The organism is Novosphingobium barchaimii LL02, assembly GCF_001046635.1.
In the GTDB taxonomy this organism is placed as follows: Bacteria; Pseudomonadota; Alphaproteobacteria; order Sphingomonadales; family Sphingomonadaceae; genus Novosphingobium; species Novosphingobium barchaimii.
The window spans coordinates 239,766-260,100 of sequence record NZ_KQ130453.1 but is presented as its reverse complement, the minus strand read 5'-3'; the positions used below and the strand labels follow the sequence as shown (position 1 = coordinate 260,100).

Annotated in this window: 16 protein-coding genes; 6 read left to right on the top strand and 10 right to left on the bottom strand. The window is 64.4% G+C overall.

Annotated elements, in window-relative coordinates; translation table 11 throughout:
* Positions 1-96: 96 nt before the first annotated feature.
* From V474_RS08075 to V474_RS08065, 3 genes are all read left to right on the top strand, one after another.
* Complete coding sequence (locus V474_RS08075; protein WP_059151014.1) at positions 97-1,113, top strand: LLM class flavin-dependent oxidoreductase; 1,017 nt, start codon at positions 97-99, stop codon at positions 1,111-1,113.
* Positions 1,114-1,247: 134 nt separating this feature from the next.
* Entirely contained in the window at positions 1,248-1,910 is a 663-nt protein-coding gene (tenA, locus tag V474_RS08070) for a thiaminase II (RefSeq protein WP_059151013.1), read from the top strand.
* A 93-nt stretch (positions 1,911-2,003) separates the two neighbouring features.
* On the top strand, positions 2,004-3,602 hold the full coding sequence (locus tag V474_RS08065) for an alkaline phosphatase D family protein (RefSeq protein ID WP_059151012.1): 1,599 nt from the start codon (positions 2,004-2,006) through the stop codon (positions 3,600-3,602).
* On the opposite strand, the gene V474_RS08060 is transcribed toward V474_RS08065, so the two are convergent.
* Together V474_RS08060 and V474_RS08055 are read right to left on the bottom strand one after the other, a co-directional pair.
* Positions 3,584-4,735 carry a DNA alkylation repair protein gene (locus tag V474_RS08060; RefSeq protein ID WP_059151011.1) on the bottom strand — a complete coding sequence of 384 codons (1,152 nt, stop codon included), beginning with the start codon at positions 4,733-4,735 and terminating at the stop codon, positions 3,584-3,586. The two genes, V474_RS08065 and V474_RS08060, sit on opposite strands and share 19 nt — an antisense overlap.
* A gap of 11 nt (positions 4,736-4,746) precedes the next feature.
* Entirely contained in the window at positions 4,747-5,865 is a 1,119-nt protein-coding gene (locus tag V474_RS08055; protein WP_059151010.1) for a zinc-binding dehydrogenase, read from the bottom strand.
* Positions 5,866-6,238: 373 nt separating this feature from the next.
* On the opposite strand from V474_RS08055, the gene V474_RS08050 reads away from it, so the two are divergent.
* From V474_RS08050 to V474_RS08040, 3 genes are all read left to right on the top strand, one after another.
* Entirely contained in the window at positions 6,239-6,514 is a 276-nt protein-coding gene (locus V474_RS08050; RefSeq protein ID WP_043974723.1) for an HU family DNA-binding protein, read from the top strand.
* A gap of 155 nt (positions 6,515-6,669) precedes the next feature.
* Positions 6,670-7,344: a hypothetical protein gene (locus tag V474_RS08045; RefSeq protein WP_059151009.1), complete on the top strand. Its 675-nt coding sequence runs from the start codon at positions 6,670-6,672 to the stop codon at positions 7,342-7,344.
* 241 nt (positions 7,345-7,585) lie between these two features.
* Positions 7,586-10,993, top strand: coding sequence for an acyl-[ACP]--phospholipid O-acyltransferase (locus V474_RS08040; RefSeq protein WP_236710933.1), 3,408 nt, complete (start codon positions 7,586-7,588; stop codon positions 10,991-10,993).
* Between the two features lie 122 nt (positions 10,994-11,115).
* Here V474_RS08040 and V474_RS08035 read toward each other — a convergent pair whose 3' ends face one another.
* The 8 genes from V474_RS08035 to V474_RS08005 all read right to left on the bottom strand — a co-directional run bounded on the left by V474_RS08035 (position 11,116) and on the right by V474_RS08005 (position 20,327).
* Positions 11,116-11,448, bottom strand: a complete 333-nt coding sequence (locus V474_RS08035; RefSeq protein ID WP_059151008.1) for a UrcA family protein — start codon at positions 11,446-11,448, stop codon at positions 11,116-11,118.
* A gap of 130 nt (positions 11,449-11,578) precedes the next feature.
* Positions 11,579-11,917 (bottom strand): hypothetical protein, encoded by a 339-nt coding sequence (locus V474_RS08030; RefSeq protein WP_148649321.1) that lies wholly within the window; start codon positions 11,915-11,917, stop codon positions 11,579-11,581.
* A 56-nt stretch (positions 11,918-11,973) separates the two neighbouring features.
* Complete coding sequence (locus tag V474_RS26165; protein ID WP_169795035.1) at positions 11,974-12,129, bottom strand: hypothetical protein; 156 nt, start codon at positions 12,127-12,129, stop codon at positions 11,974-11,976.
* Between the two features lie 93 nt (positions 12,130-12,222).
* A complete protein-coding gene (locus tag V474_RS08025) occupies positions 12,223-13,161 on the bottom strand; it encodes a LysR family transcriptional regulator (RefSeq protein WP_059151007.1) in 939 nt (312 codons plus the stop codon).
* 178 nt (positions 13,162-13,339) lie between these two features.
* A complete protein-coding gene (locus tag V474_RS08020) occupies positions 13,340-14,278 on the bottom strand; it encodes a Vgb family protein (protein WP_059151006.1) in 939 nt (312 codons plus the stop codon).
* A gap of 39 nt (positions 14,279-14,317) precedes the next feature.
* On the bottom strand, positions 14,318-16,099 hold the full coding sequence (atzF, locus tag V474_RS08015; protein WP_059151005.1) for an allophanate hydrolase: 1,782 nt from the start codon (positions 16,097-16,099) through the stop codon (positions 14,318-14,320).
* A complete protein-coding gene (uca, locus tag V474_RS08010) occupies positions 16,096-19,692 on the bottom strand; it encodes an urea carboxylase (protein ID WP_059151004.1) in 3,597 nt (1,198 codons plus the stop codon). Before uca ends, atzF begins: the two co-directional genes overlap by 4 nt.
* Entirely contained in the window at positions 19,689-20,327 is a 639-nt protein-coding gene (locus V474_RS08005) for an urea amidolyase associated protein UAAP2 (RefSeq protein ID WP_059151003.1), read from the bottom strand. The genes uca and V474_RS08005 overlap by 4 nt, the downstream gene beginning before the upstream one ends.
* Positions 20,328-20,335 lie beyond the last annotated feature (8 nt).

Genomic DNA, 20,335 nt, shown 5'->3' with positions numbered 1-20,335 from the left:
GCTATTGATGGCGAGCGCTACGCTCCCCATCAACGTAGCGCAGCATGTCCGCGCGGCCTTCTTTCCGGGCCACGGCGCATTCGCCGAAAGGTTCACATGAAGAAGATCGGTTTCCTCTCGTTCGGGCACTGGTCCGATAGCCCGCAGTCGGCCACACGCAGCGCGGGCGACGTTCTGCTGCAATCGATCGACCTCGCTGTGGCGGCAGAGGAACTGGGCGCGGACGGCGCCTATTTCCGCGTCCATCACTTCGCGCAGCAACTTGGCTCGCCGTTCCCGCTTTTGGCCGCCGTGGGCGCGAAGACCAGCCGTATCGAGATCGGCACCGGCGTGATCGACATGCGCTACGAAAACCCGCTCTACATGGTGGAGGATGCAGGGGCCGCCGATCTCATCGGCGGCGGCCGCCTGCAACTGGGCATCAGCCGCGGTTCGCCCGAGCAGGTGATCGACGGATGGCGCCACTTCGGTTACGCCCCCACCGAAGGACAGAGTGATGCCGACATGGGCCGCCACCATGCCGAAGTCTTCCTGCGCCTGCTCAAGGGCGAAGGCTTTGCCCGCCCCAGTCCCCAACCAATGTTCCCCAACCCGCCGGGCCTGCTGCGGCTTGAACCGCATTCGCCGGGCCTGCGCGACCGTATCTGGTGGGGTTCCGGCGCCAACGCCACCGCCGTATGGGCAGCGCAGATGGGCATGAACCTGCAAAGCTCTACCCTCAAGGCAGACGAAAGCGGCGAGCCGTTCCATGTCCAGCAGGCCCGCCAGATCCGCGCCTACCGCGCGGCATGGAAGGAGGCAGGGCATCCCCGCGAGCCGCGCGTATCCGTTTCCCGTTCGATCTTCGCGCTGATGGACGACCGCGACCGTGCCTATTTCGGACGCGGCGAGGGCAGCGATCAGGTCGGCATCATCGACAACATGCGCGCGGTTTTCGGCCGTTCCTACGCTGCCGAACCGGACCGCCTGATCGAGCAGCTGCGCGCGGACGAAGGCATCGCCGAGGCCGACACCCTCCTTCTGACCGTGCCCAACCAGTTGGGCGTCGACTACAATGTCCACGTTCTCGAAGCGATTCTAACGCACGTGGCTCCGGCGCTGGGCTGGCGCTGATGCGCCCGCTGGCGGCCTGCGATTGACCGGACTGGCTCCTTTTCCTAGACCCCCTCGGCCAATTTCAGCGGCAACACCGGGCGCCAGATCCAGCCCCAGCGCAGCATCCCGCCTCCAACGAAGGACCAGCCCCCATGAGCTTCTGCGACACGATCTGGGAAGAGGTTGCCCCGCTGCGCCAGTCTATCCTGGCTCACCCCTTTCTTGCCGAACTGGCAGATGGCACCCTGAGCCCGGAGGCTTTCCGGCACTACATCGTGCAGGATAGCCTTTATCTGGCCGAATACGCCCGCGTTCTGGCCATAGCCGCCGCCCGCGCGCCGACGGCGGCAGGCCGGATGGAGTTCTCGGACGGCGCCAAGGTCGCAGTGCAGGTCGAAGAGGTCCTGCACCAGGCTTTCTTCGCGCAGTTCGGCGTCACGGCCGACATGGCGCGCACCGCCGAAGCCACGCCCGAGTGTCTGGGCTACACCAGCTACCTCGCCAGCCTCGCCGCAACGCGCAGCTACGAGGAACTGATCGCCGGCATTCTCCCCTGCTTCTGGGTCTATTGGGAAGTGGGCTGCGCCATCAAGCCGCGCGCCTCATCGCCCAACCCTTATGGCGCATGGATCGATACATATGCCGACCCCTCGTTCGGCGCGGCAACCGACCGCGTGCGCGCCCTGGTCGACGAAGCGGCCGCCAATGGAACTCCCGCCACCCGCGCCGCGATGAAGACCGCCTTTTGCAACGCCACGCGCTACGAATGGATGTTCTGGGATTCCGCCCACCGCTGCGCGGGTTGGCCGATCTGAGACCGCGATCATTTGGGAGCGGTCAATGGAATTGGAGATTTTACGCATTTCTGTCATGGTTCAGTAACAAGCGGCCCTGATAGCGCCGCCACCATGTCCTTGTCCGACCTCCCGCCCCCGCCCCTCGTTTTCCAATTCTCGCGCCGTACCGTGATCGGCGGTGCCGCCGCCGCAGGGGCGCTGATCTCGATCGGGGCGCGCGGGGCAACGCCGTTGCCGGCAGGTCTTTTCTCGCTGGGCGTGGCGTCAGGCGATCCCGATGCGGACAGCGTGATCTTGTGGACCCGGCTTGCCCCCGAGCCGCTGGCGGGAGACGGCGGGATGCCGCCCGTCGCCGTTCCCGTGCGCTGGGAAGTGGCGGAAGACGAGCGCTTCGCCCGCATTGTGCGCACCGGAACTGCCCGCGCGGAACCGCACTGGGGCCACGCCGTCCATGTCGAGGCCAAGGGCCTGAGGCCCGGCCGCTGGTACTTCTACCGCTTCATCGCGGCGGGCGAATCCAGCCCGGTCGGCCGCACCAGAACCGCTCCCGCAGTCGGCGCCTCCGTGGACCGCCTGCGCCTGTGCTTCGCATCCTGCCAGAAGTACGAAGCCGGCTTCTACGCGGCTTGGCGCCATGTCGTAGCCGAAGACCCCGACCTCGTGCTCTTCCTGGGCGACTACATCTACGAAGGCGCGCCCAGCCACAAAGATGCGGTCCGCCAGCACCGCAACCCCGAACCGATGGACCTTGCCGGTTACCGGGTGCGCTATGCGACCTACAAGCTGGACCCACTGCTGCAAAGTGCGCACCATGCCGCGCCCTGGGCGCTGACCTGGGACGATCACGAAGTCGCCAACGATTATGCCGGTGCGCTCGACCAGGGCAACGGCGATCCGGTCGCCTTCCTGCGCCGCCGCGCCGCCGCCTATCAGGCCTATTACGAACATCAGCCCCTGCGCGTGCGCCCCCCGCGCGGCGCCGACATGCGCATCTACCGGACGCTGGACTGGGGCTCTCTCGCCCAGTTGCAGATCGTCGACGACCGCCAGTATCGCGGCCCCCACGCCTGCCAGCCCCCCGGCCTCGTCGAAGCCCACAAGCCTTACCGCAGTGTCATCGGTGACTGCGCTGATCTCAACGACCCCGGCCGCTCGATGCTGGGCGCAAAGCAGGAGCGTTGGCTGGACCAACGATTGGCCAGCAGCCCGGCGCAGTGGAATGTCCTCGCCCAGCAGACACTGATGCGCCAGGCTGTCGTCGTCGATCCCAAGGACCCCTCGGGCGGCCCGCATTACTCGGCTGACAACTGGTCTGGCTATCCGGCGGCGCGCGATCACATCTTCCGCCGCTGGGTTCAGGCCGGGACCAGCAATCCGCTGGCGCTGGGCGGTGACATCCACGCCTTCGCCGCCGCCGACATCCGTGACCCGGACCGCCCGGACGCTGCGCCGATTGCCGCCGAATTCGTCGGCGGGTCGATCACCTCACTGCGCCCCGACCCGGACTTCAAAAGGCTGGCCGCTACCAACGGCCTCGCCTTCGCCGAGAGCTACGTGCGCGGTTATGGCCGGCTGGATATCGACGCCAAGGGCGGCAGCGTGACCTATCGCGGCCTTGCCGATGCCCTGCGGGAAGATTCGGGGATCGCGGACATCGCCCGCTTCTCGCTCGAAGCAGGGCGCCCGGGCCTTCACGTCGAAACGGTCTGAACACCCGGCGCCGGTTCTGCGGGAGCGGCGCTGTCCAGCAGCAGGAATTCGCTGCGTGCCATCGTTTGCCCGTTGACCAGCAATTCCAAAGCATGAACACCGGGATAGTGTCGGCGGGTGCTGAAATCCCGGATCGTCTGCCGGATGCCAAGGCTGACTACCTCGCCAGCGGCCAGTTCGAAGGTCTTCAGCTTGAACACCTTGGCAGCGGTCTTGCCGCCCGTTCTGGCATAGTGAATGCGGTAATCGACCACCAGCTTTTGCGCCTGCGCGGACCTTGACGCCACTTGCGCCCCGATCGTGACCTCCCCGCCAAGCGCCACGCTGGCAGGCGTTACCGCGAACAGGCGCACGTCCACGTCGGCGCCGTGGGCCACTCCGATCAAGGCAAGCGCGCCGGGATCGCCCTTTTTGATGAGCGTGCGCAAGGCATGGCGCACGATCCACTTCGTGTTGGCATCGTCCTGCGGCCAGGTGCCCAACCGGTCCAGGACCCACGCGGGACGGTCCTTGGCGATATCGTTGAGATGATTGGCCACCGATTTGCGGACATAGACGCTGCCATCCGCCCTGAGCGCCTCAAGGATGGACGCAGCAAGGGTTGGCTCGGCCTTGATCGCCGGCACCCGCGCGGCCCAGGGAAGCCGGGGCCGACTGCCTTCGCTGGCAAGACGGCGGACATGTTCGTCCGCGCTCCGGGTCCATTCCTGCATGACGGCCAGCGTCCGCGCCGGGTCGTCCGCCAGAAACGGCCGGATCGCGAACTCCGCAGTCCCAAGCCCGGTAAGCCGGGCCAGCGCCGCCATCGACAAGTCGAAATGGCCCAGCCCCCGGCGTGCGACGAATTCGCTCACCGCCACCGCCTGAAAGCCGTGACTGAGCCGGGGCGCCACCGCGAGGATGATCTCCCGCGCCGCCGGATAGTCTTGCGGCAGCGCGGGCACCAGGGCATCGGCGATATGCCGGACCCGTTCCATGATCGAAAGGCCGTCCAGCCCGTCCAGGGCAGCGTCCAGAAACGCCGCCCGGTCGAAGCGCGGCGAGGCGGCGGCCCCGGCCTTGGCGATCACCGCCACGGCGGCAGGCCCAAGAATATCCTTCAGAAGCGCTGGCCCTGCCGTCTCGTTTGTCATCTGGTTCCGTCTCAGCCCAGCGTGGGGTCGATAAGAAACTTCTCGCCAGTCGCCTTGCGTTCGTAGGTCCGCAGGATGTCCGGCTCCAGCGCCTGCGCAAGACCAATGACCTTCGTGTAGCGGCTGGCGAAAGTCGTGGTGAGTTCATCGACCACGCGCGCCCGCATCCGGGCGACCACGTCCTGCCCGGCCTTGCGCAGGAACGGGAACAACAGCCACCCGCCGGTGCCCCACTGGAACCCGAAGGAAACCCGGTCCAGCACTGTCGGCGCGGTGTCCAGGGCGCCGTATATATACAACTGCTTGAAGGTATCCGATCCATAGCGGCTATATTCGGACATGGTGCGGGTGGCCGCGCGTTCCATCGCCTGAAGAATGTCGTTGCCCAGTGTGCCGCCCCCGACGGCATCGAACGCGATCGTCGCCCCCGTCTGTTCCAGCGCATCGGTCAGCTGCGCGATGAAATCGTGCTCCTTGCTGTTGACGATGTGCGTGGCACCGATTTCGCGCAGAATCTGGGCCTGCTCCTCCGAGCGTACGATGTTTACCAGCGGCACCCCGTCGGCAAGGCAGATCTTCTGCAGCATCTGCCCCAGATTGGATGCGGCAGCGGTATGCACGATCGCCTTGTGTCCCTCGCTGCGCGCGGTTTCCACGAAGCCCAGCGCGGTAAGCGGGTTTACGAACATCGACGCCCCGTCCGCTGCGCTCGCGCCTTCGGGCAGCGGGATCACGTCGCGCGCGGCGATGCGGCGATAGTCGGCATACATTGCGCCGCCGATCATGCCGACTCGCTCACCTTCCAGATGGCTGACGTTTCGCCCTGCGGCGACCACCGTGCCGGCACCCTCGTTGCCGACCGCCATTGACTGGCCCAGCCGCCCTATCGCGCCTGCCAGCCGACCCTGCGGAACAGTGAAGGCAATTCCGCCCCCTGCCCCGCTCGTCAGCGAAGATATGTCCGCCGGACCAAGCAGCAGCCCAAGATCGCTGGGGTTGATGGGCGCGGCCTCGACACGCACGACGACTTCGTCATCGCCCGGATCGCCGACGACCACATTTTCCAGCGAGATCGTGAGGATGCCGTCTTCGGCAAGGGTCGATCGCAGTTCGCGTCCGGTGAGCGTCATATTCGTCTCCTTCATCCGGCAGCCGCCAGCGGCTGCCCTGATCGGGATTGGCTACCCGTCGCCGGACCATATAGTACGTTTTCAGCCAAATGCTTCCGAACGGTAACGCAATGCGCGTCCGCTCCTTTCAGTGCGTCCGGTCAGCGTGATTCGCGTCTCAATCACGGTCGGGAGGCTCAAATCTTCGGGAAAACCGCTCTACAGGCACTGTTTTCAGCCAGTTTGATGCTCAGACGGGCTGGACCAGCCCGGAAAGAGCGTTATGCCTGAGCGCGGAAGTACTTTGGTGAGCGGTAATGGCCTGACAGTGACGGTGCCTGCGCAAGCCGCCAGGGTGATTTCCCATAAACTCAATTCGACAGGAAGAACGATCATGAACAACAGCGATCTCGCCGACGTCATCGCCACCGACACCGGCATCACCAAGACCGACGCCCGCAAGATCGTCGATGCCGTTTTCGACGCAATCGGCAACGCAGCGGCGAAGGGCGAGGAAATCTCGCTCAACGGTTTCGGCAAGTTCAAGATCAAGGACAGCCCGGAGCGTGAAGGCCGCAATCCCGCCACCGGCGAGACCATGACCATCAAGGCTTCGAAGAAGCTGGCGTTCGCGCCCGCCAAGGCGATCAAGGACAAGCTGAACGGCTGATCGTTCAGGTGACCTGGCGCTCCGCAGCCTGCGGGGCGCCAATCACCGTCCCTCGGCTACCGGGCACTGAACGACGATAAGCACTGGCCTATAGCCGCATCATCGGTCATCCTCCCGCCTTTCCCAACCCGGCAGGAGAATATGTGTACCGCCCTATGATGCTCGCGATGAGCGCAATGGTCGCTGTCGCCCCGGCTACCGCGATGGCCGAGACCCCGCGCGAACTTCTGACAGCCGCCGCCTTTCAGGCCCCAAACAAACCGAAGGCTCTGGCCCTGATCGGCCAGGCAATCGCTGCGTCCGAAAAGATATTGGCGGCGCGTCCCGGCGACCGTGAAGCCGCACTCCAGCGCGGCGTTGCCATCGGTTACCGCGCCAAACTCACCCGCAGCCGCTCCGATGCACGTACGTCTCTCGGCATATTCGAACGACTGGCAGCCCAGAACCCTCGCGATCCCGAAGCACAAATGGGCATCGCCGGCTGGCACCTCGACGCCATCGACCAGCTGGGCGCCTTCATGGCCCGCACCGCGCTTGGCGCAAAAGCTCAGGTCGGCGAGGCCGCGTTGGCCCGCGCCGTGGCACTGGGCGGCGAGCGCGCCTTTTACCCCGGCCTTGCCGCCATGATGCGCATCCGCAGGGATGAAACCGACCTAACCCAGGCTCGACGCTGGGCTGAAGCTGCCGCCACCGGACAGACACCCACGCAGCTCGATACATTGATGAAGCGCGCAGGGTTGGCCATTTTGCCTGCGCTGCGGGCCAATGATGGCAAGGCAGCAGCGGCCCTGTCCCGCAAGCTGCTGCCGTTCGGCAAGATCGCGGACTAGCGCCGCGGCTGAGGGGGGGCAACCCACCGAACGAATTCACCAGACTGTTTTGAGCAACAAATTGAACGCTGTGCAATTATATAATTGAACGACGTCTATTTATGTGCGATCTCACGCTTGTCTTCGAATCGAAGGACCGGCGCGAAAGCCGTCACGGCTGAGGCGTTTCCTTGGTGACTGATTTCTAGGTCTTCGCTTAACCATTGCCTGCTAACCGTCGGCGCAATTGGGGAATCTATTCGTGTCTGCACCTGACCTTTCGCTGCTGGGCAAACGCCGTTTCGCGCCGATGTTCGTCGTCCAGTTTCTAGGCGCCTTCAACGACAACCTGCTGAAATTCGCCATGCTGTTCCTCGCGAACTTCGGCATCTTCGCAGCAGAACCGGCCAAGGCGGAGATGTTGGCAGCCCTGGCCACTGGCTTGTTCATCGCGCCATACTTCCTGTTTTCGGCGCTGGCGGGGCAACTGGCGGATCGCATCGACAAGGCAAGGCTGGTACGCTGGATCAAGCTGGCGGAAGTCGGCATCATGGGCATCGGCCTTGCCGGGTTCTGGTTCCAGTCGATCCCGGCGCTGATGACGGCGCTGTTCCTGATGGGCCTGCACTCAACGATCTTCGGCCCGGTCAAGTATTCCATCCTGCCGCAGCATCTTGGCGAACACGAAATCATGGGCGGCACCGGCTTGATCGAGGCCGGCACCTTCCTCGCGATCCTCGGCGGACAGCTTCTGGCAGGGGTGATCCCGGCCTGGGAGGCGGGCCTTGCCGCCATGGGGGTCGCGCTGCTCGGCTATATTGCCGCGCTTGCCATTCCCTCTGCTCCTCCGCTCAAAGGCGGTCACCCGGTGGACTGGAACGTCTGGCGCGGTACGATGAGCATTCTGAAGACCGCGCGCCATGGCCGGGGGGTGTGGCTTTCGATACTGGGCATCAGCTGGTTCTTCGCCGCCGGCGCAGTGCTGGTATCGGAATTCGCGCCGCTCGTCAGCGGTACGCTGGCGGCCCGGCAGGAAGTGGCAACGCTGTTCCTGGTGATCTTCTCGGTGACGATCGCATTCGGCTCGATCGCGGTGAACAAGCTGCTCGGCGGCCAGGTTTCCGCCCGCTACGTGCCTGTTTCCGCACTGGCGCTGGCGCTGGGACTGATCGACCTGTGGCTGTCCACCAGCGGCTTTTCCGTCCGCACAGCAGGCGCTTCGGTGCAACAGTTCATCGCCACACCGGGCGCTATCCGCATCCTGATCGATCTGGCCGTCATTGCCTTTGCCGGCGGCATGTTCATCGTCCCCCTTTATGCCATCCTCCAGATCGAGAGCCTTCCCGAGGAACGTTCCCGCATCATCGCCGCGAACAACATCGTCAACGCCGCCGTAACTGTGGTCGCGGTGCTGACGATCACTGGCCTGCTGGCATCCGGCATGGACGTGCCCGGCCTGATCGGCGCGCTGGGCTTCGCCTCGCTTGTCGTCGCGTTTGTCAGCATCTGGCTGCTGCCCGAAACCCTGTTCAAATGGGTGATCCGCACCATCCTGAAAGCCCTCTACCGCGTCGAGGTGTCGGGCTTCGAAAACTTGCCTCGCCCGGGTGAGAGCGCGGTGGTCGTGGTCAATCACCTCAGCCTGCTCGACGGCGTGCTGCTGGGCGCGTTCCTGCCCGGCAAGCCGACATTCGCAATCAACACCCACATCGCCAAAGCATGGTGGGTGAAACCCTTCCTCGGCCTGTTCGAAGCCTTCCCCGTCGACCCGACCAACCCGATGGCGGCCAAGGCCATGGTCAAGGCCGTGCGCGAGGGGCGGACCCTGGTGATCTTCCCCGAAGGACGCATCACCGTCACCGGCGCGCTGATGAAGGTATTCGACGGCCCCGGCATGGTGGCCGACAAGGCCAACGCCCCGATCATCCCCCTGCGTCTCGACGGACCGCAGCGCACGCCTTTTTCGTATCTCAAGGGCAAAGTGCGCCAGCGCTGGTTCCCGAAGATCACCCTGACTGCGCTGCCGCAGCGCCGCTTTTCCATCGCCGGCGAACACGCCGTTGAGATGAGCGCCCGCCAACGCCGGGCAGTCGCAGGTCGCCGGCTCTACGACGAGATGAGCGCGATGATCTTCGACACCACCGACACGCATCGCACTCTGTTCGAAGCCTTATGCGAGGCACGCGACATCCATGGCGGCAAAGTGGGCATCGTCGAGGACGTGAAACGCCTGCCGCTTACATACAACCGCCTGCTGATCGCTGCGCACCTGCTGGGCGGCAAGCTGTCCCGCACCACTGTGCAAGGCGAAAACGTAGGCGTGCTGCTGCCCAATGTGAACGGGGTGGCCATAGCCTTCTTCGCGCTGCAGGCACAGGGCCGGGTCGCGGCGATGCTGAACTTCACCGCTGGCCTCGCCAACCTGAAATCCGCCTGTGCGACCGCGCAGATCCGCACCGTCGTCACCGCCCGCGCCTTCGTGGAACAGGCGAAGCTGGACGATGTGATCGGTGCGCTGGGCGACGAAGGCCTGAGCATCGTCTATCTTGAAGATGTCGCCGCTACCATCACGCCAGGCGCCAAGCTGCGCACCGCACTGCTGCGAAGCCGGATCGCCGGGCGCCACCGCCGCCTGCGCATTTCTCCCGATGCGCCGGCAGTGATCCTCTTCACCAGCGGCTCGGAGGGCACGCCCAAGGGCGTCGTCCTCACCCACCGCAACCTGCTGTCGAACTGCGCGCAGCTTGCCGCCCGGATCGACTTCAACGCCAGCGATGTAGTGCTCAACGCCTTGCCGGTGTTCCACAGCTTCGGCCTGACCGGGGGCACCCTGCTGCCGCTTCTGAACGGCATCCGCACGGTGCTTTACCCCAGCCCTCTGCATTACCGGATCGTTCCCGCGCTCGCCTACGATGCCAATGCCACGATCATGTTCGGCACCGACACGTTCCTCGCCGGCTATGCGCGGATGGCCCATGGCTACGACTTCTATTCGCTACGCTACATCTTCGCGGGCGCCGAGCGGGTCCGTGACGAAACGCGCAACGTCTATGCCGAAAAGTTCGGCCTGCGCATTCTCGAAGGCTACGGTGCCACCGAAGCGGCGCCGGTGATCGCGGTTAATACGCCGATGCATTTCAAGGCCGGAACCGTGGGCCGCGTGCTGCCGGCAATCGAGGCACGCCTCGATACCGTGCCCGGCATCACCGAAGGCGGGCGCCTGCATATCCGGGGCCCCAACGTCATGGCCGGCTATCTGCTGGCAAGCGATCCTGGGCGCCTCCAGCCTCCCGAAGGCGGCTGGCATGATACGGGGGACATCGTCACCGTGGACGATGACGGTTTCGTCACCATCCGGGGCCGCGCCAAGCGCTTTGCCAAGATCGGCGGCGAAATGGTCTCGCTGCCGGCGGTGGAAGGCTATGCAGCGGCCATATGGCCGGGCGCGGAACATGCCGTCGTCACGCGGCCCGATGCCAGGAAGGGTGAGCAGTTGATCCTTTTCACCACCGCCCCCTCGCCCGATCCGAAGGCCCTCCAGGAATGGGCGCGCAGCAACGGCGTGACCGAACTGATGGTCCCGCGCGACATCCGCAGCATTGAAGCGCTGCCGGTTCTGGGCACGGGCAAGGTCGACTATGTCACGCTGGGGCAATGGGCTCTAACTTGAGGCCAGGGCGCCAGTGATGATGTTGCCCCGCGGGTCGCCGCATGCGACTTCGCCGGGCGATCAGCAATCAAAGTACCGAGGCAGCTAAGCCACACCCCTTCCTGGTGCCGACATGGCGAAGCTCAGCGTGCGGAGGCGAACTGAACCTTTGGAACGCCGGAAGCATCCGCCATACGGGCCTCGATCCGAGCCTTGATATCCGCCTTCACGGCCGTACGGCACTCGCTCGCGCGCTGTTCGAGAGCAAGGTGCACGCTCGACAGACGTTCTCCGCAAACGGCACGGGCAGCCTGGTCCATACGGATGGACAGACGCTGCTGGCCGTCAACGGTAGCGAGGTCGAGTCCCTGAAGCTGGACGACAGCACGGTCTTGGGCGAAAGGATTTTCGTTGGGGGCGGCCACCGCTCCGGTGGCGAAGGCGAACGGCAACAGGGCCACGAGACCAATCTTCATCATCTTCTCCTGAACACATATCGAGGGCCGCTCTAGCGGCGACCGGCCCCTCATAGCGCTAGGCTGAGAAGTTGACAATCAGATGATCGGATGACCGGCATCCGAATATTAAATCGCTTAAGCGGAGAACCTACCGGGTGCCGATGACCAGCGCTGCAAAATCCGTGACATGACCCAACAAACCGATCGGGAGACCGGCCCGACTAACTGTTTCATTACCCGTATCCGGGTTGAGAACCGATACCTGGATCGTCCTCGCGCTGGGCGGGGACCATTCGCGCACCGTTTCTACCGGCAGACTTACCCGCCAGACCTGCGCCCCTTTGACCGAAACCGCATGACCATTGATGCTCACCTGCGATTCTGGATGCTCACGGCGACCGGATACGAGGAGGCAGCTTGCCTTGCCGCACGAAACCAGCTTCGACGCGGCATCCGGGGCAGCCATCGCACCGGGCGCAAAAGCCATGATAAAAGCCGCACCGCTTGCTGGCAACGCCCTCGCAATGAAACGCATCGGCCGCATCAGCGATCACGCCTTTGACGCGACGCACCGCCGATGGCCTGCGCCCGGGCTTCGATGCCCCCAAGAATGGTCCTCAACCCGACGGCGCCGATCACCGCCGCGCCAGTGACGAGGCTTTTCTTGTTGATGGACTGGAAAATCGCTCTCGGGCTCATTTGCGGCCTTCCCCTCGTTCGGCATTTCCGAGACTGGGCAAGGAACGGTCATCAAGGCAGAGGCAAATTCACAATGGCATGCATAGATGAGACCTATGACCTGCGCTGCGCACGAATGCGCCGAAACACTTCGTCTATAAAAAGCTGTGTTGCAGTATCGCGTGCCGGCTCGGATCGAGCGAGGAGGAAAATATCGTAGGAGGGTTCGAAATCCGCGTGAAGCAGCGGCCATAGCGCACCTCTTGCCACTTCGGCCTGCACGGCGGGCACGGGCAGAAAGCCGATGCCGACCCCGCAGACGATCAGACGCCGGGCCTCATTTATATCCTCGGCCAGGCCGGTGACCTGCGCGCCAAGTCCGTAACGGCGACGTAAATGCGTTATAGCCTCGATCTCGTCCCCGCCGGTGAGCACGAAACCTTCGCCTTTCAACTCCTTGGGCTGGCTTATGCGATAGCCGAAAAGAGGATGACTGCGGGCACAGTAAAGTTGCTGACGCTCCATGAACAGTGGCTCATAGGCCAGGCTTCCCCGCACGCCGCTGTCATAGCCGATGCCTATCTCAACTTCGCCATGTTCCAGCGCATCGAGCACCTGCCGCCAGGGCGAAACGCGAATTTCGATATGAATGTTCGGATTGCGCCTGTGGAAGCTAGCCAGCGCCTGGTCGAATTCGTCGGAGACGATGCCCGACACGATCTGAATGCGAACTATCCCCTCGACGCGCCTCGTTGCCTGGGCGACCTGGTGCGGAACCATCCGGGCCGCCTCGAGCATGTCCTCGCAAAGTGCCATAAGCGCCTTGCCGGCGGCCGTCATTTCAACGCCGTTGACAGACCTGTGCAGCAAAGTGGCACCGACATGATCCTCCAACCGCTTGAGCGCGGCACTTATGCTGGGCTGTTGCTTGCTAAGCTGCCTTGCCGCCGCGCCGATACCGCCGGCCCTGACGATATCGACAAAGGTGCGCAGCAGGTTCCAATCGACACGCTTTGCGAATTTCTCGTCGATCAACGGCGTTCGTTCGCTCATGCATGCGTTATCCCAACAAGGCGAATTCCCGCTTTCGTAAAAGCCGGCCGCCAACCTTCGCCGAGAGTAATCCGACCTTACCGTTCAGTCATAGGTCAAATTGATGGAAATGCACAAATCAGCGGTATTTACACTATGCCCGCACATTTCAGGCTTGCCGGGCGCGCGGCAGCCGGCGTTAACGCCCCGGCTTGGCCTTCAACATGGATTTTGGCCACCAGGACAGGGTATGCTCGTCATGGGCCGATGTCCAAAGGCCCGGCCGGGTGTAACGCAGCGCACCGCTTCCGGCTGCTTTGCCCATACGCTGCTCGATCGCATGCGTCCTGGCATCGATCACGACAAAGACCTGATCATCGGTAGTGCGCAACCAGACCTTGCCGCCGCCGGTGTCAATATCCCCCCACTTCAGATTGTCGCCGACCTTGATACGGCCGGTCAGCTCGCCGCTCGCGGGATCAATCCGGGCGACGGTGCCATCGCCCTGTTCCTGCACCCACACCGCGCCTTCACCGGCCGCGAGAAAGCCCGGCTCCTTCCCCAACCCTGTCTTTCCGACCACGGTGTTCGTCCTGGGATCGATACGCTGCAAGGACTGCTGCGAGGCGCTGACGGCCCAGAGATATTCGTGTCCGAATGCAAGATACCAGGTGCCCGGGTCCACGGTAACAGAGGCGGTGACGCTGTTACTGTCAGGGTCCACCCGCGCGATCACGCCCTTGTCTTCGCTGGCGACCCATATCGCCCCGGCGCCGGCCACGACGTTCAGTTCACCCTTGGGATTGGCGATCCCGGTGTGGATCGTGGCGGTCAGTTTCGCCGTTCGTATGTCGATCCGGTTGAGCGTGCCCTTCTCGCAATCGGCGACCCAGAGCGCTCCGTGCGCGATGGTCATGGCGCCGCAGGGGTGATCCATGGCAACTTCGGCGATCTTGCCCTGACGGGACCAATGTTCGACACGCCCCTTGTTGGTGGCCCAGACCGTCTTGCCATCAACCGCAAGGAAATCCGCGAAGCCCGGCACCGTGATGACCTGCTCACCCTCAGCATGAGCGGCAGTTGAAATGGCGGCGATCCCGGCAGTCGCTGCCAGAACCATCAGCTCGAACTTGCGCATGTTTCCCCCTTCTGGTTTTCCTGAACTACGCTGCCTGTATCAAGCCCCGCGCGCGATATACGCGCGCCATCCTCCAAGGCTGGTAATATCCTCGGCGCCGGTCAGCGCGCGCGGTTCGGACACGAAGCCCTTCACGCTGCTGCCGTCAGCCAGCGTTACGGTGCCGATCGCGAGCGGTGCGGGAACGTCCACCACGAAGCTGCCGAATTCGGCGACGCCCATTTCATAGACCTCCACCTTGATCGAGGCGCCATCCTCGCTGTGCACCAGCGCGGGTTTGGCGGGAACGCTGTCCGCCATCGCATAGAGCCGATAGCTGGGCGCGGTATCGAAGGCCCCCACGAACGTCGCCTCGCGCGAGGTGAGCTGCCAGTGGAGCGGCATGTCCTTCAGATGGGCGCCGACGACGGCGAGTTTCACTGTTTGCATCTTTCCCTCAAGATCAAGTGGTGGTGGAGACGGAAGGTCTGCGGCGCCAAGATAGGTATCTGCCGCTTCGAGCAGGGCGCGGTCGCTGTCGGCCGGGCCGATCAGCGTGATCCCGAAGCCGGTGCCGTTCGCGCGTATCCCGGCAGGCAGAGCCAGCGCGGCCATGTCCAGAAGGTTGACGAAGTTGGTATAGGCCCCAAGATTGCTGTTGAGCGCGACCGGCGCGGCTAGCATTTCCACAACCCGGTAGGTCGCGCCGGTCGTCGGGAATGCCATCATGTCGATGCTCTTCCAAAGCTCGTCCGCGTGGCGCTTGATCTCTGCAAGCCGATAGATGCCGGCGAACAAGTCGATCGCGCTCACCTCGGCCCCCGGCTCGACGACGCTGCGGACCACGGGATCGATGGCATCGGGATCGCTTGCCAGAATGCCGGCCATGGCGGCGGTCCGCTCCGCCACCCAAGGGCCGCCGTAGAGAAGCTGCGCGGCCTCCTGCAGCGGGGCATAGTCGATCTCCACCAGTTCGGCCCGCGCCGCCAGGTTTTCCAGCGCGCGGTCGTAGAGATATTCGGATTCGGGATCGCCGAACCAGTTGCGCTGGCTGCGGCGCGGTACGCCGATGCGGGTTTGCCCCAGAGGAATATCGGCCAGCGGTTTCGAGTAAGGATCGGCAGGATCGAAACCCGCCACGACCTGATCGACAAGGCGCGCGTCGACGGTGTCGTCAGTGAAGACAGTGATGCAATCCAGCGTTCGGCAGGCCGGGACCAGACCGCGCGTGCTCCACCGGCCCTTGGTCGGCTTGAGGCCGATCAGATGGTTGAAAGCGGCAGGAACGCGGCCCGAACCCGCGGTATCCGTGCCCAGCGCGAAAGCGACCAACCCGGCGGCGACCGATACGGACGATCCCGAACTGGACCCCCCGCTGACATAGGCAAGGTTGGAGGCATTGCGGGGAATGCCGTATGGACTGCGCGAACCGTTGAGCCCGGTGGCGAACTGGTCAAGGTTGGTCTTGCCAATGCAAAGCGCGCCTGCGGCTAAAAGACGTTCGATCACCTCGGCGGAACCCTTGGGCCGATAGGCGAAGGCGGGGCACGCAGCCGTCGTCTCGAAACCCGCTACGTCGATATTGTCCTTCACCGCGAAGGGTACGCCCGCCAGCGGCAGGGTTTCGCCGGCAGCAACACGAACATCGATCGCGCGGGCAGCGGCGAGAAGGTCTTCGCGCGCAGCCCGGCTGATCCATATCTGCGGCTGGACAGCGTCATAGGCGGCGGCGCGGGCCAGAGTGTCCTCAGCTACGGCGACGGCGCTGGTCCGTCCCGCATTGACGGCGGCGGCGATCCCGGCCGCGCTGCGGCGGTCCAGCATGGGGGCCGACGCGGTCATGCGTGCCGCCTCAGCGCCAGCATCGGCGCGCCGGGTTGCAACGACTGCCCCTCTCGCATGTAGAGTGCCGAGACCGTGCCCCTACCGGGGCTTTCAACTGAAGTTTCCATCTTCATCGCCTCAATGACTGCGATCTTGTCGCCCACCTCGACCTCGTCACCGGCGGCGACGAGCAGCCGCGTGACACTGCCTCCGTAAGGGGCTTCGACCAGGTCCGAACCATCGGGAAGGTCGATCGCGGCCTCCTCGGGCACATCGACCTCGCCCAGATCGGCCGCATGGTCGAACTCGCCGCGCCGCTGCCATTCGGCACGCTCATCGTCGAAGGCGGCCTGTCGTCGCTTTTGGAATTCACTGATGCCTTCCGCGTTCTCGGCCAGGAAGGCGCGGTAGTCGGCAAGGCGAAATTCGGACGGTTCGATGCGGAGCGAACGGCGCCCGGCCGGAAACTCACGGCGCCAGTCCGCCAGTTCCTCGGGGCTCACCGCATAGAAGCGGATCTGGTCGAAGAAACGCAGCAGCCACGGCTTGCCTTCAGTGAAGGCATCAGTCTGTCGGTGCGTATTCCAGACCTGGATGGTCCGGCCGAACAACTGATAACCGCCCGGCCCTTCCATGCCGTAGATGCACATATAAGCGCCGCCGATGCCCACGACGTTAGGCGGCGTCCAGGTACGGGCCGGGTTGTACTTGGTGGTAACAAGGCGATGTCTGGGATCAACTGGGGTCGCCACCGGCGCGCCGAGGTAGACGTCGCCCAGACCGAGGACGAGATAGTTCGCCTCGAAGATCAGGTTCTCCACGGCGGCGGCATCGTCCAGTCCGTTGATGCGGCGGATGAACTCGATATTGTCCGGGCACCACGGCGCATCATCGCGCACGGTCGCCATGTATTTCTCGATCGTCTCGATCGTCGCCGGATCGCGCCAGCTGAGCGGCAAATGCACGATGCGCGAGGGGATCGTGAAGTCCTCAAGATCGCCCAGGCGCTCCTCGGCGTCCATGAGCGTTGCCAGGGCAGATTGCGGGTCCATCGCTGCGCCATCGAAATGCAACTGCAGTGAGCGGATACCGGGCACGATGTCGATGATGCCGGGCAACGCCAGCCGCTCCAGCTCCGTCATCAGGGCCTGAACCCGGATGCGCAGTTCGATGTCCAGCACGATCGGCCCGTATTCGACCAGGATGTTCCGGTCGCCCTGCTGGCGATAGACGGTGCGCGGCCGCCCCGGCCCCTCCGCTATCTCGGCCAGAATGGGCGACAATGTCTCCACCGCGCGGACCTGGGTCGGCCCGGGCACGGCGCCGGTGCTGACCAGCGTTCGCTGCGCCGCATCCGCTTCGGTCGCATCCGCTATGTTCACCGGCGCGAAGCGCAGCCTATCGCCGGGGGTCAGTTGTCCGATCTTCCAGCGGTCAGCAGCGATCACCACGAAGGGACAGACGAAACCGCCCAGCGAGGGACCATCGGGCCCCAGGATGATCGGCATGTCGCCCGTGAAATCGACTGCCCCGATGGCATAGGGATTGTCGTGAATGTTGGACGGGTGCAGGCCCGCCTCTCCGCCATCCGTGCGGGCCCAGCGCGGCTTGGGACCGATCAGGCGCACGCCTGTGCGGTTGCTGTTGTAGTGAACGCGCCATTCGGCGGCGAGGAACGATTGGACGTCATCGCCCGTGAAGAAATCCGGCGCGCCATGCGGGCCGTAAAGGACGCGCAAGGTCCAGTCAGTCGAGATTTCCGGCAAGGCCGCAGACGACAGGACGTCATCGGTGCCCTCCCCGCCCAGATGCAGCGTATCGCCTGCCAGCAGCCGGCGCGCGGCGTGACCGCCGAACTGGCCGAGTTCGAAGGTGCTGCGGCTACCCAGATAAGGCGCGATATCAAGACCGCCGGCGAACAGCACGTATCCGCGCATCCCCCCTTTCGACGCGCGGCCCATGGCCAGCGTCTGCCCGGCGCCGACATCGATCGGAACGCCGCGCGACACCGGTGTGCCGTCGAGCGTCGCGCCGAAATCGGCACCCATGATGCAGATCCGCGCAGGAGCCACGAAGGCCAGGGTCGGTCCCGTCACGGTCGCTTCCAGCCCTACCGTGCCTTCGGGGTTGCCGAGCAGCCGGTTGCCCAGCCGGAAAGACTGGTCGTCCATTGGCCCCGATGGCGGCACCCCGACGGCCCAGAGTTTCTGGCGGCCAGGCCAGTCCTGCACGGTGGTCGCCGTACCTCCGCTCACCACCCGGATCGAGCGGGGTTCGTAGACGATGGCGTCAAGCACGCGGGTCGAAACCTCGCCGCTGACGAATGCCGGAGAGCGCACCACGTCGCGCAGCCAGCGCAGGTTCGTCTCGATGCCGTCCGCCCGGCTCCGGTCGAGCGCCGCCTGAGCAGCCTCGACCGCTTCGGCGCGGGTAGGCGCATGGACGATCAGCTTCGCCAGCATGGGATCATACCAGGCGCTGACCGTGCTGCCCGAAGTGCACCATGTCTCGACGCGAATGTCGGGCGGAAACTCCAGTGCCGTCAGCGTGCCCGAAGTCGGCCGATAGTCGAGCGACGGGTCTTCGGCGTAAAGGCGCATCTGCACCGAATGGCCTTGCGGGGCAGGCGCCTCACCGTCGAGGAAGGCGAAGTCGCCGGCAGCGCCGCGCACCATCCATTCGACCAGATCGATGCCCATCACCGCCTCGGTGACGCCGTGCTCCACCTGCAAACGGGTGTTCATTTCCAGGAAGAAGAACTGCTCCCGGTCGGCATCGTAGAGGAACTCGACCGTTCCCGCCGACCGGTAGTGCGCCGCCTCGCCAAGCCGGATCGCAGCGCCGATAAGCTGCGCCCGCACGCTTTCGGGCAAGTGCGGCGCGGGTGCTTCCTCAACTACCTTCTGGTTGCGCCGCTGCAGCGAGCAGTCGCGTTCGCCAAGCGCCATGACCCGGCCCTCGCCGTCACCGAACAGCTGGACCTCGATATGACGGGCGCGCCTGATGTAGCTTTCAAGGAAAACGCTGGCATCGCCGAAATTGCTCTGACCCTGCCGGGCGACAGCGGCGAACCCTTCGCGCAGGGCTTCCTCGTCCTCGCACACGCGCATGCCGATGCCGCCGCCGCCCGCCGTCGCCTTCAGCATCACGGGGAAGCCGATCTGCCGCGCGGCCAGCACCGCTTCATCTTCATCGGTAAGCAAACCGGTGCCCGGGGCGAGCGGAACATCGTGGGCAGCGGCCAGCGCGCGGGCGCTGTGCTTCAAACCGAATGTGCGAATGTTCTGCGTAGTGGGGCCAATGAAGACAATGCCCGCCGCCGCGCAGGCCTCGGCGAATTCTACGTTTTCGGCCAGAAAGCCGTAGCCCGGATGGATTGCCCCCGCGCCCGTCTTGCGAGCAGCCTCCAGGATTGCCGAGATGTTCAGGTAGCTGTCGGATGCCCGCGCACCGCCAATACAGACAGCCTCATCCGCCTCGGAAACGTGGTTTGAGTCCTCGTCGGCCTCGGAATAGACGGCAACGGATTTGAGGCCCATGCGCCGCAGGGTGCGGATGATGCGTGTGGCAATCGCGCCCCGGTTTGCGATCAGAACCGTGTCGAAGCTCATGCCGCAGTGACGATCATGCGCACAGGCGTGGGATTGAAACCGTTGCAGGGATTGTTGACCTGCGGGCAGTTGGAGACAACGACGATGACGTCCATTTCCGCACGCAGGTCAACAGTCAGGCCCGGCGCGGAAATACCGTCGACGATGCCCAGCGACCCGTCCGGCTCCACCGGTACGTTCATAAAGAAGTTGATGTTGGAGACAATATCCCGCTTGCCCCGGCCTTCGGTGAGATTGGCTTCGAGAAAGTTCTCCACACAGGCATGTTCGGCCTTGGTGTGATGGCCATAACGCAAGGTGTTGGACTCGCACGAACAGGCGCCGCCGATCGTGTCGTGATAATCGACCGAGGTCGCCGCAATCGTCATCATCGGCCGCCCCTCGTTGGACAGCAGCGCCGTGCCGGCCCGCAGGAACAGGTTGCCCTGCGCGGAAACGGTGTCTTGCGCACTATAGCGCTCCTCGTCGTTTTCGGCGGAATAGAGCAGGAAATCGACGGCCTGGTTGCCTTCGAGGTCGACGATGCGAAGTGTCTGGCCAGCGGCGATGTGGTGCAGCCACGGCGCGCGCGCGGGTACGACTACGTCGTGGATCACGGCGCCCGCAAGGCTGGATAGATGGGGATCGGCGGTCATTGAAGCCT

Coding starts and splice junctions, on each gene's coding strand:
- V474_RS08050 (WP_043974723.1), top strand. CDS start 6,239: ATGAACAACAGCGATCTCGCCGACGTCATCGCCACCGACACCGGCATC.
- V474_RS08075 (WP_059151014.1), top strand. CDS start 97: ATGAAGAAGATCGGTTTCCTCTCGTTCGGGCACTGGTCCGATAGCCCG.
- V474_RS08065 (WP_059151012.1), top strand. CDS start 2,004: ATGTCCTTGTCCGACCTCCCGCCCCCGCCCCTCGTTTTCCAATTCTCG.
- V474_RS08060 (WP_059151011.1), bottom strand. CDS start 4,735: ATGACAAACGAGACGGCAGGGCCAGCGCTTCTGAAGGATATTCTTGGG.
- V474_RS26165 (WP_169795035.1), bottom strand. CDS start 12,129: ATGAGCCCGAGAGCGATTTTCCAGTCCATCAACAAGAAAAGCCTCGTC.
- uca (WP_059151004.1), bottom strand. CDS start 19,692: ATGAGCTTCGACACGGTTCTGATCGCAAACCGGGGCGCGATTGCCACA.
- atzF (WP_059151005.1), bottom strand. CDS start 16,099: ATGACCGCGTCGGCCCCCATGCTGGACCGCCGCAGCGCGGCCGGGATC.
- V474_RS08005 (WP_059151003.1), bottom strand. CDS start 20,327: ATGACCGCCGATCCCCATCTATCCAGCCTTGCGGGCGCCGTGATCCAC.
- tenA (WP_059151013.1), top strand. CDS start 1,248: ATGAGCTTCTGCGACACGATCTGGGAAGAGGTTGCCCCGCTGCGCCAG.
- V474_RS08045 (WP_059151009.1), top strand. CDS start 6,670: ATGATGCTCGCGATGAGCGCAATGGTCGCTGTCGCCCCGGCTACCGCG.
- V474_RS08020 (WP_059151006.1), bottom strand. CDS start 14,278: ATGCGCAAGTTCGAGCTGATGGTTCTGGCAGCGACTGCCGGGATCGCC.
- V474_RS08030 (WP_148649321.1), bottom strand. CDS start 11,917: ATGGCTTTTGCGCCCGGTGCGATGGCTGCCCCGGATGCCGCGTCGAAG.
- V474_RS08055 (WP_059151010.1), bottom strand. CDS start 5,865: ATGACGCTCACCGGACGCGAACTGCGATCGACCCTTGCCGAAGACGGC.
- V474_RS08025 (WP_059151007.1), bottom strand. CDS start 13,161: ATGAGCGAACGAACGCCGTTGATCGACGAGAAATTCGCAAAGCGTGTC.
- V474_RS08035 (WP_059151008.1), bottom strand. CDS start 11,448: ATGAAGATTGGTCTCGTGGCCCTGTTGCCGTTCGCCTTCGCCACCGGA.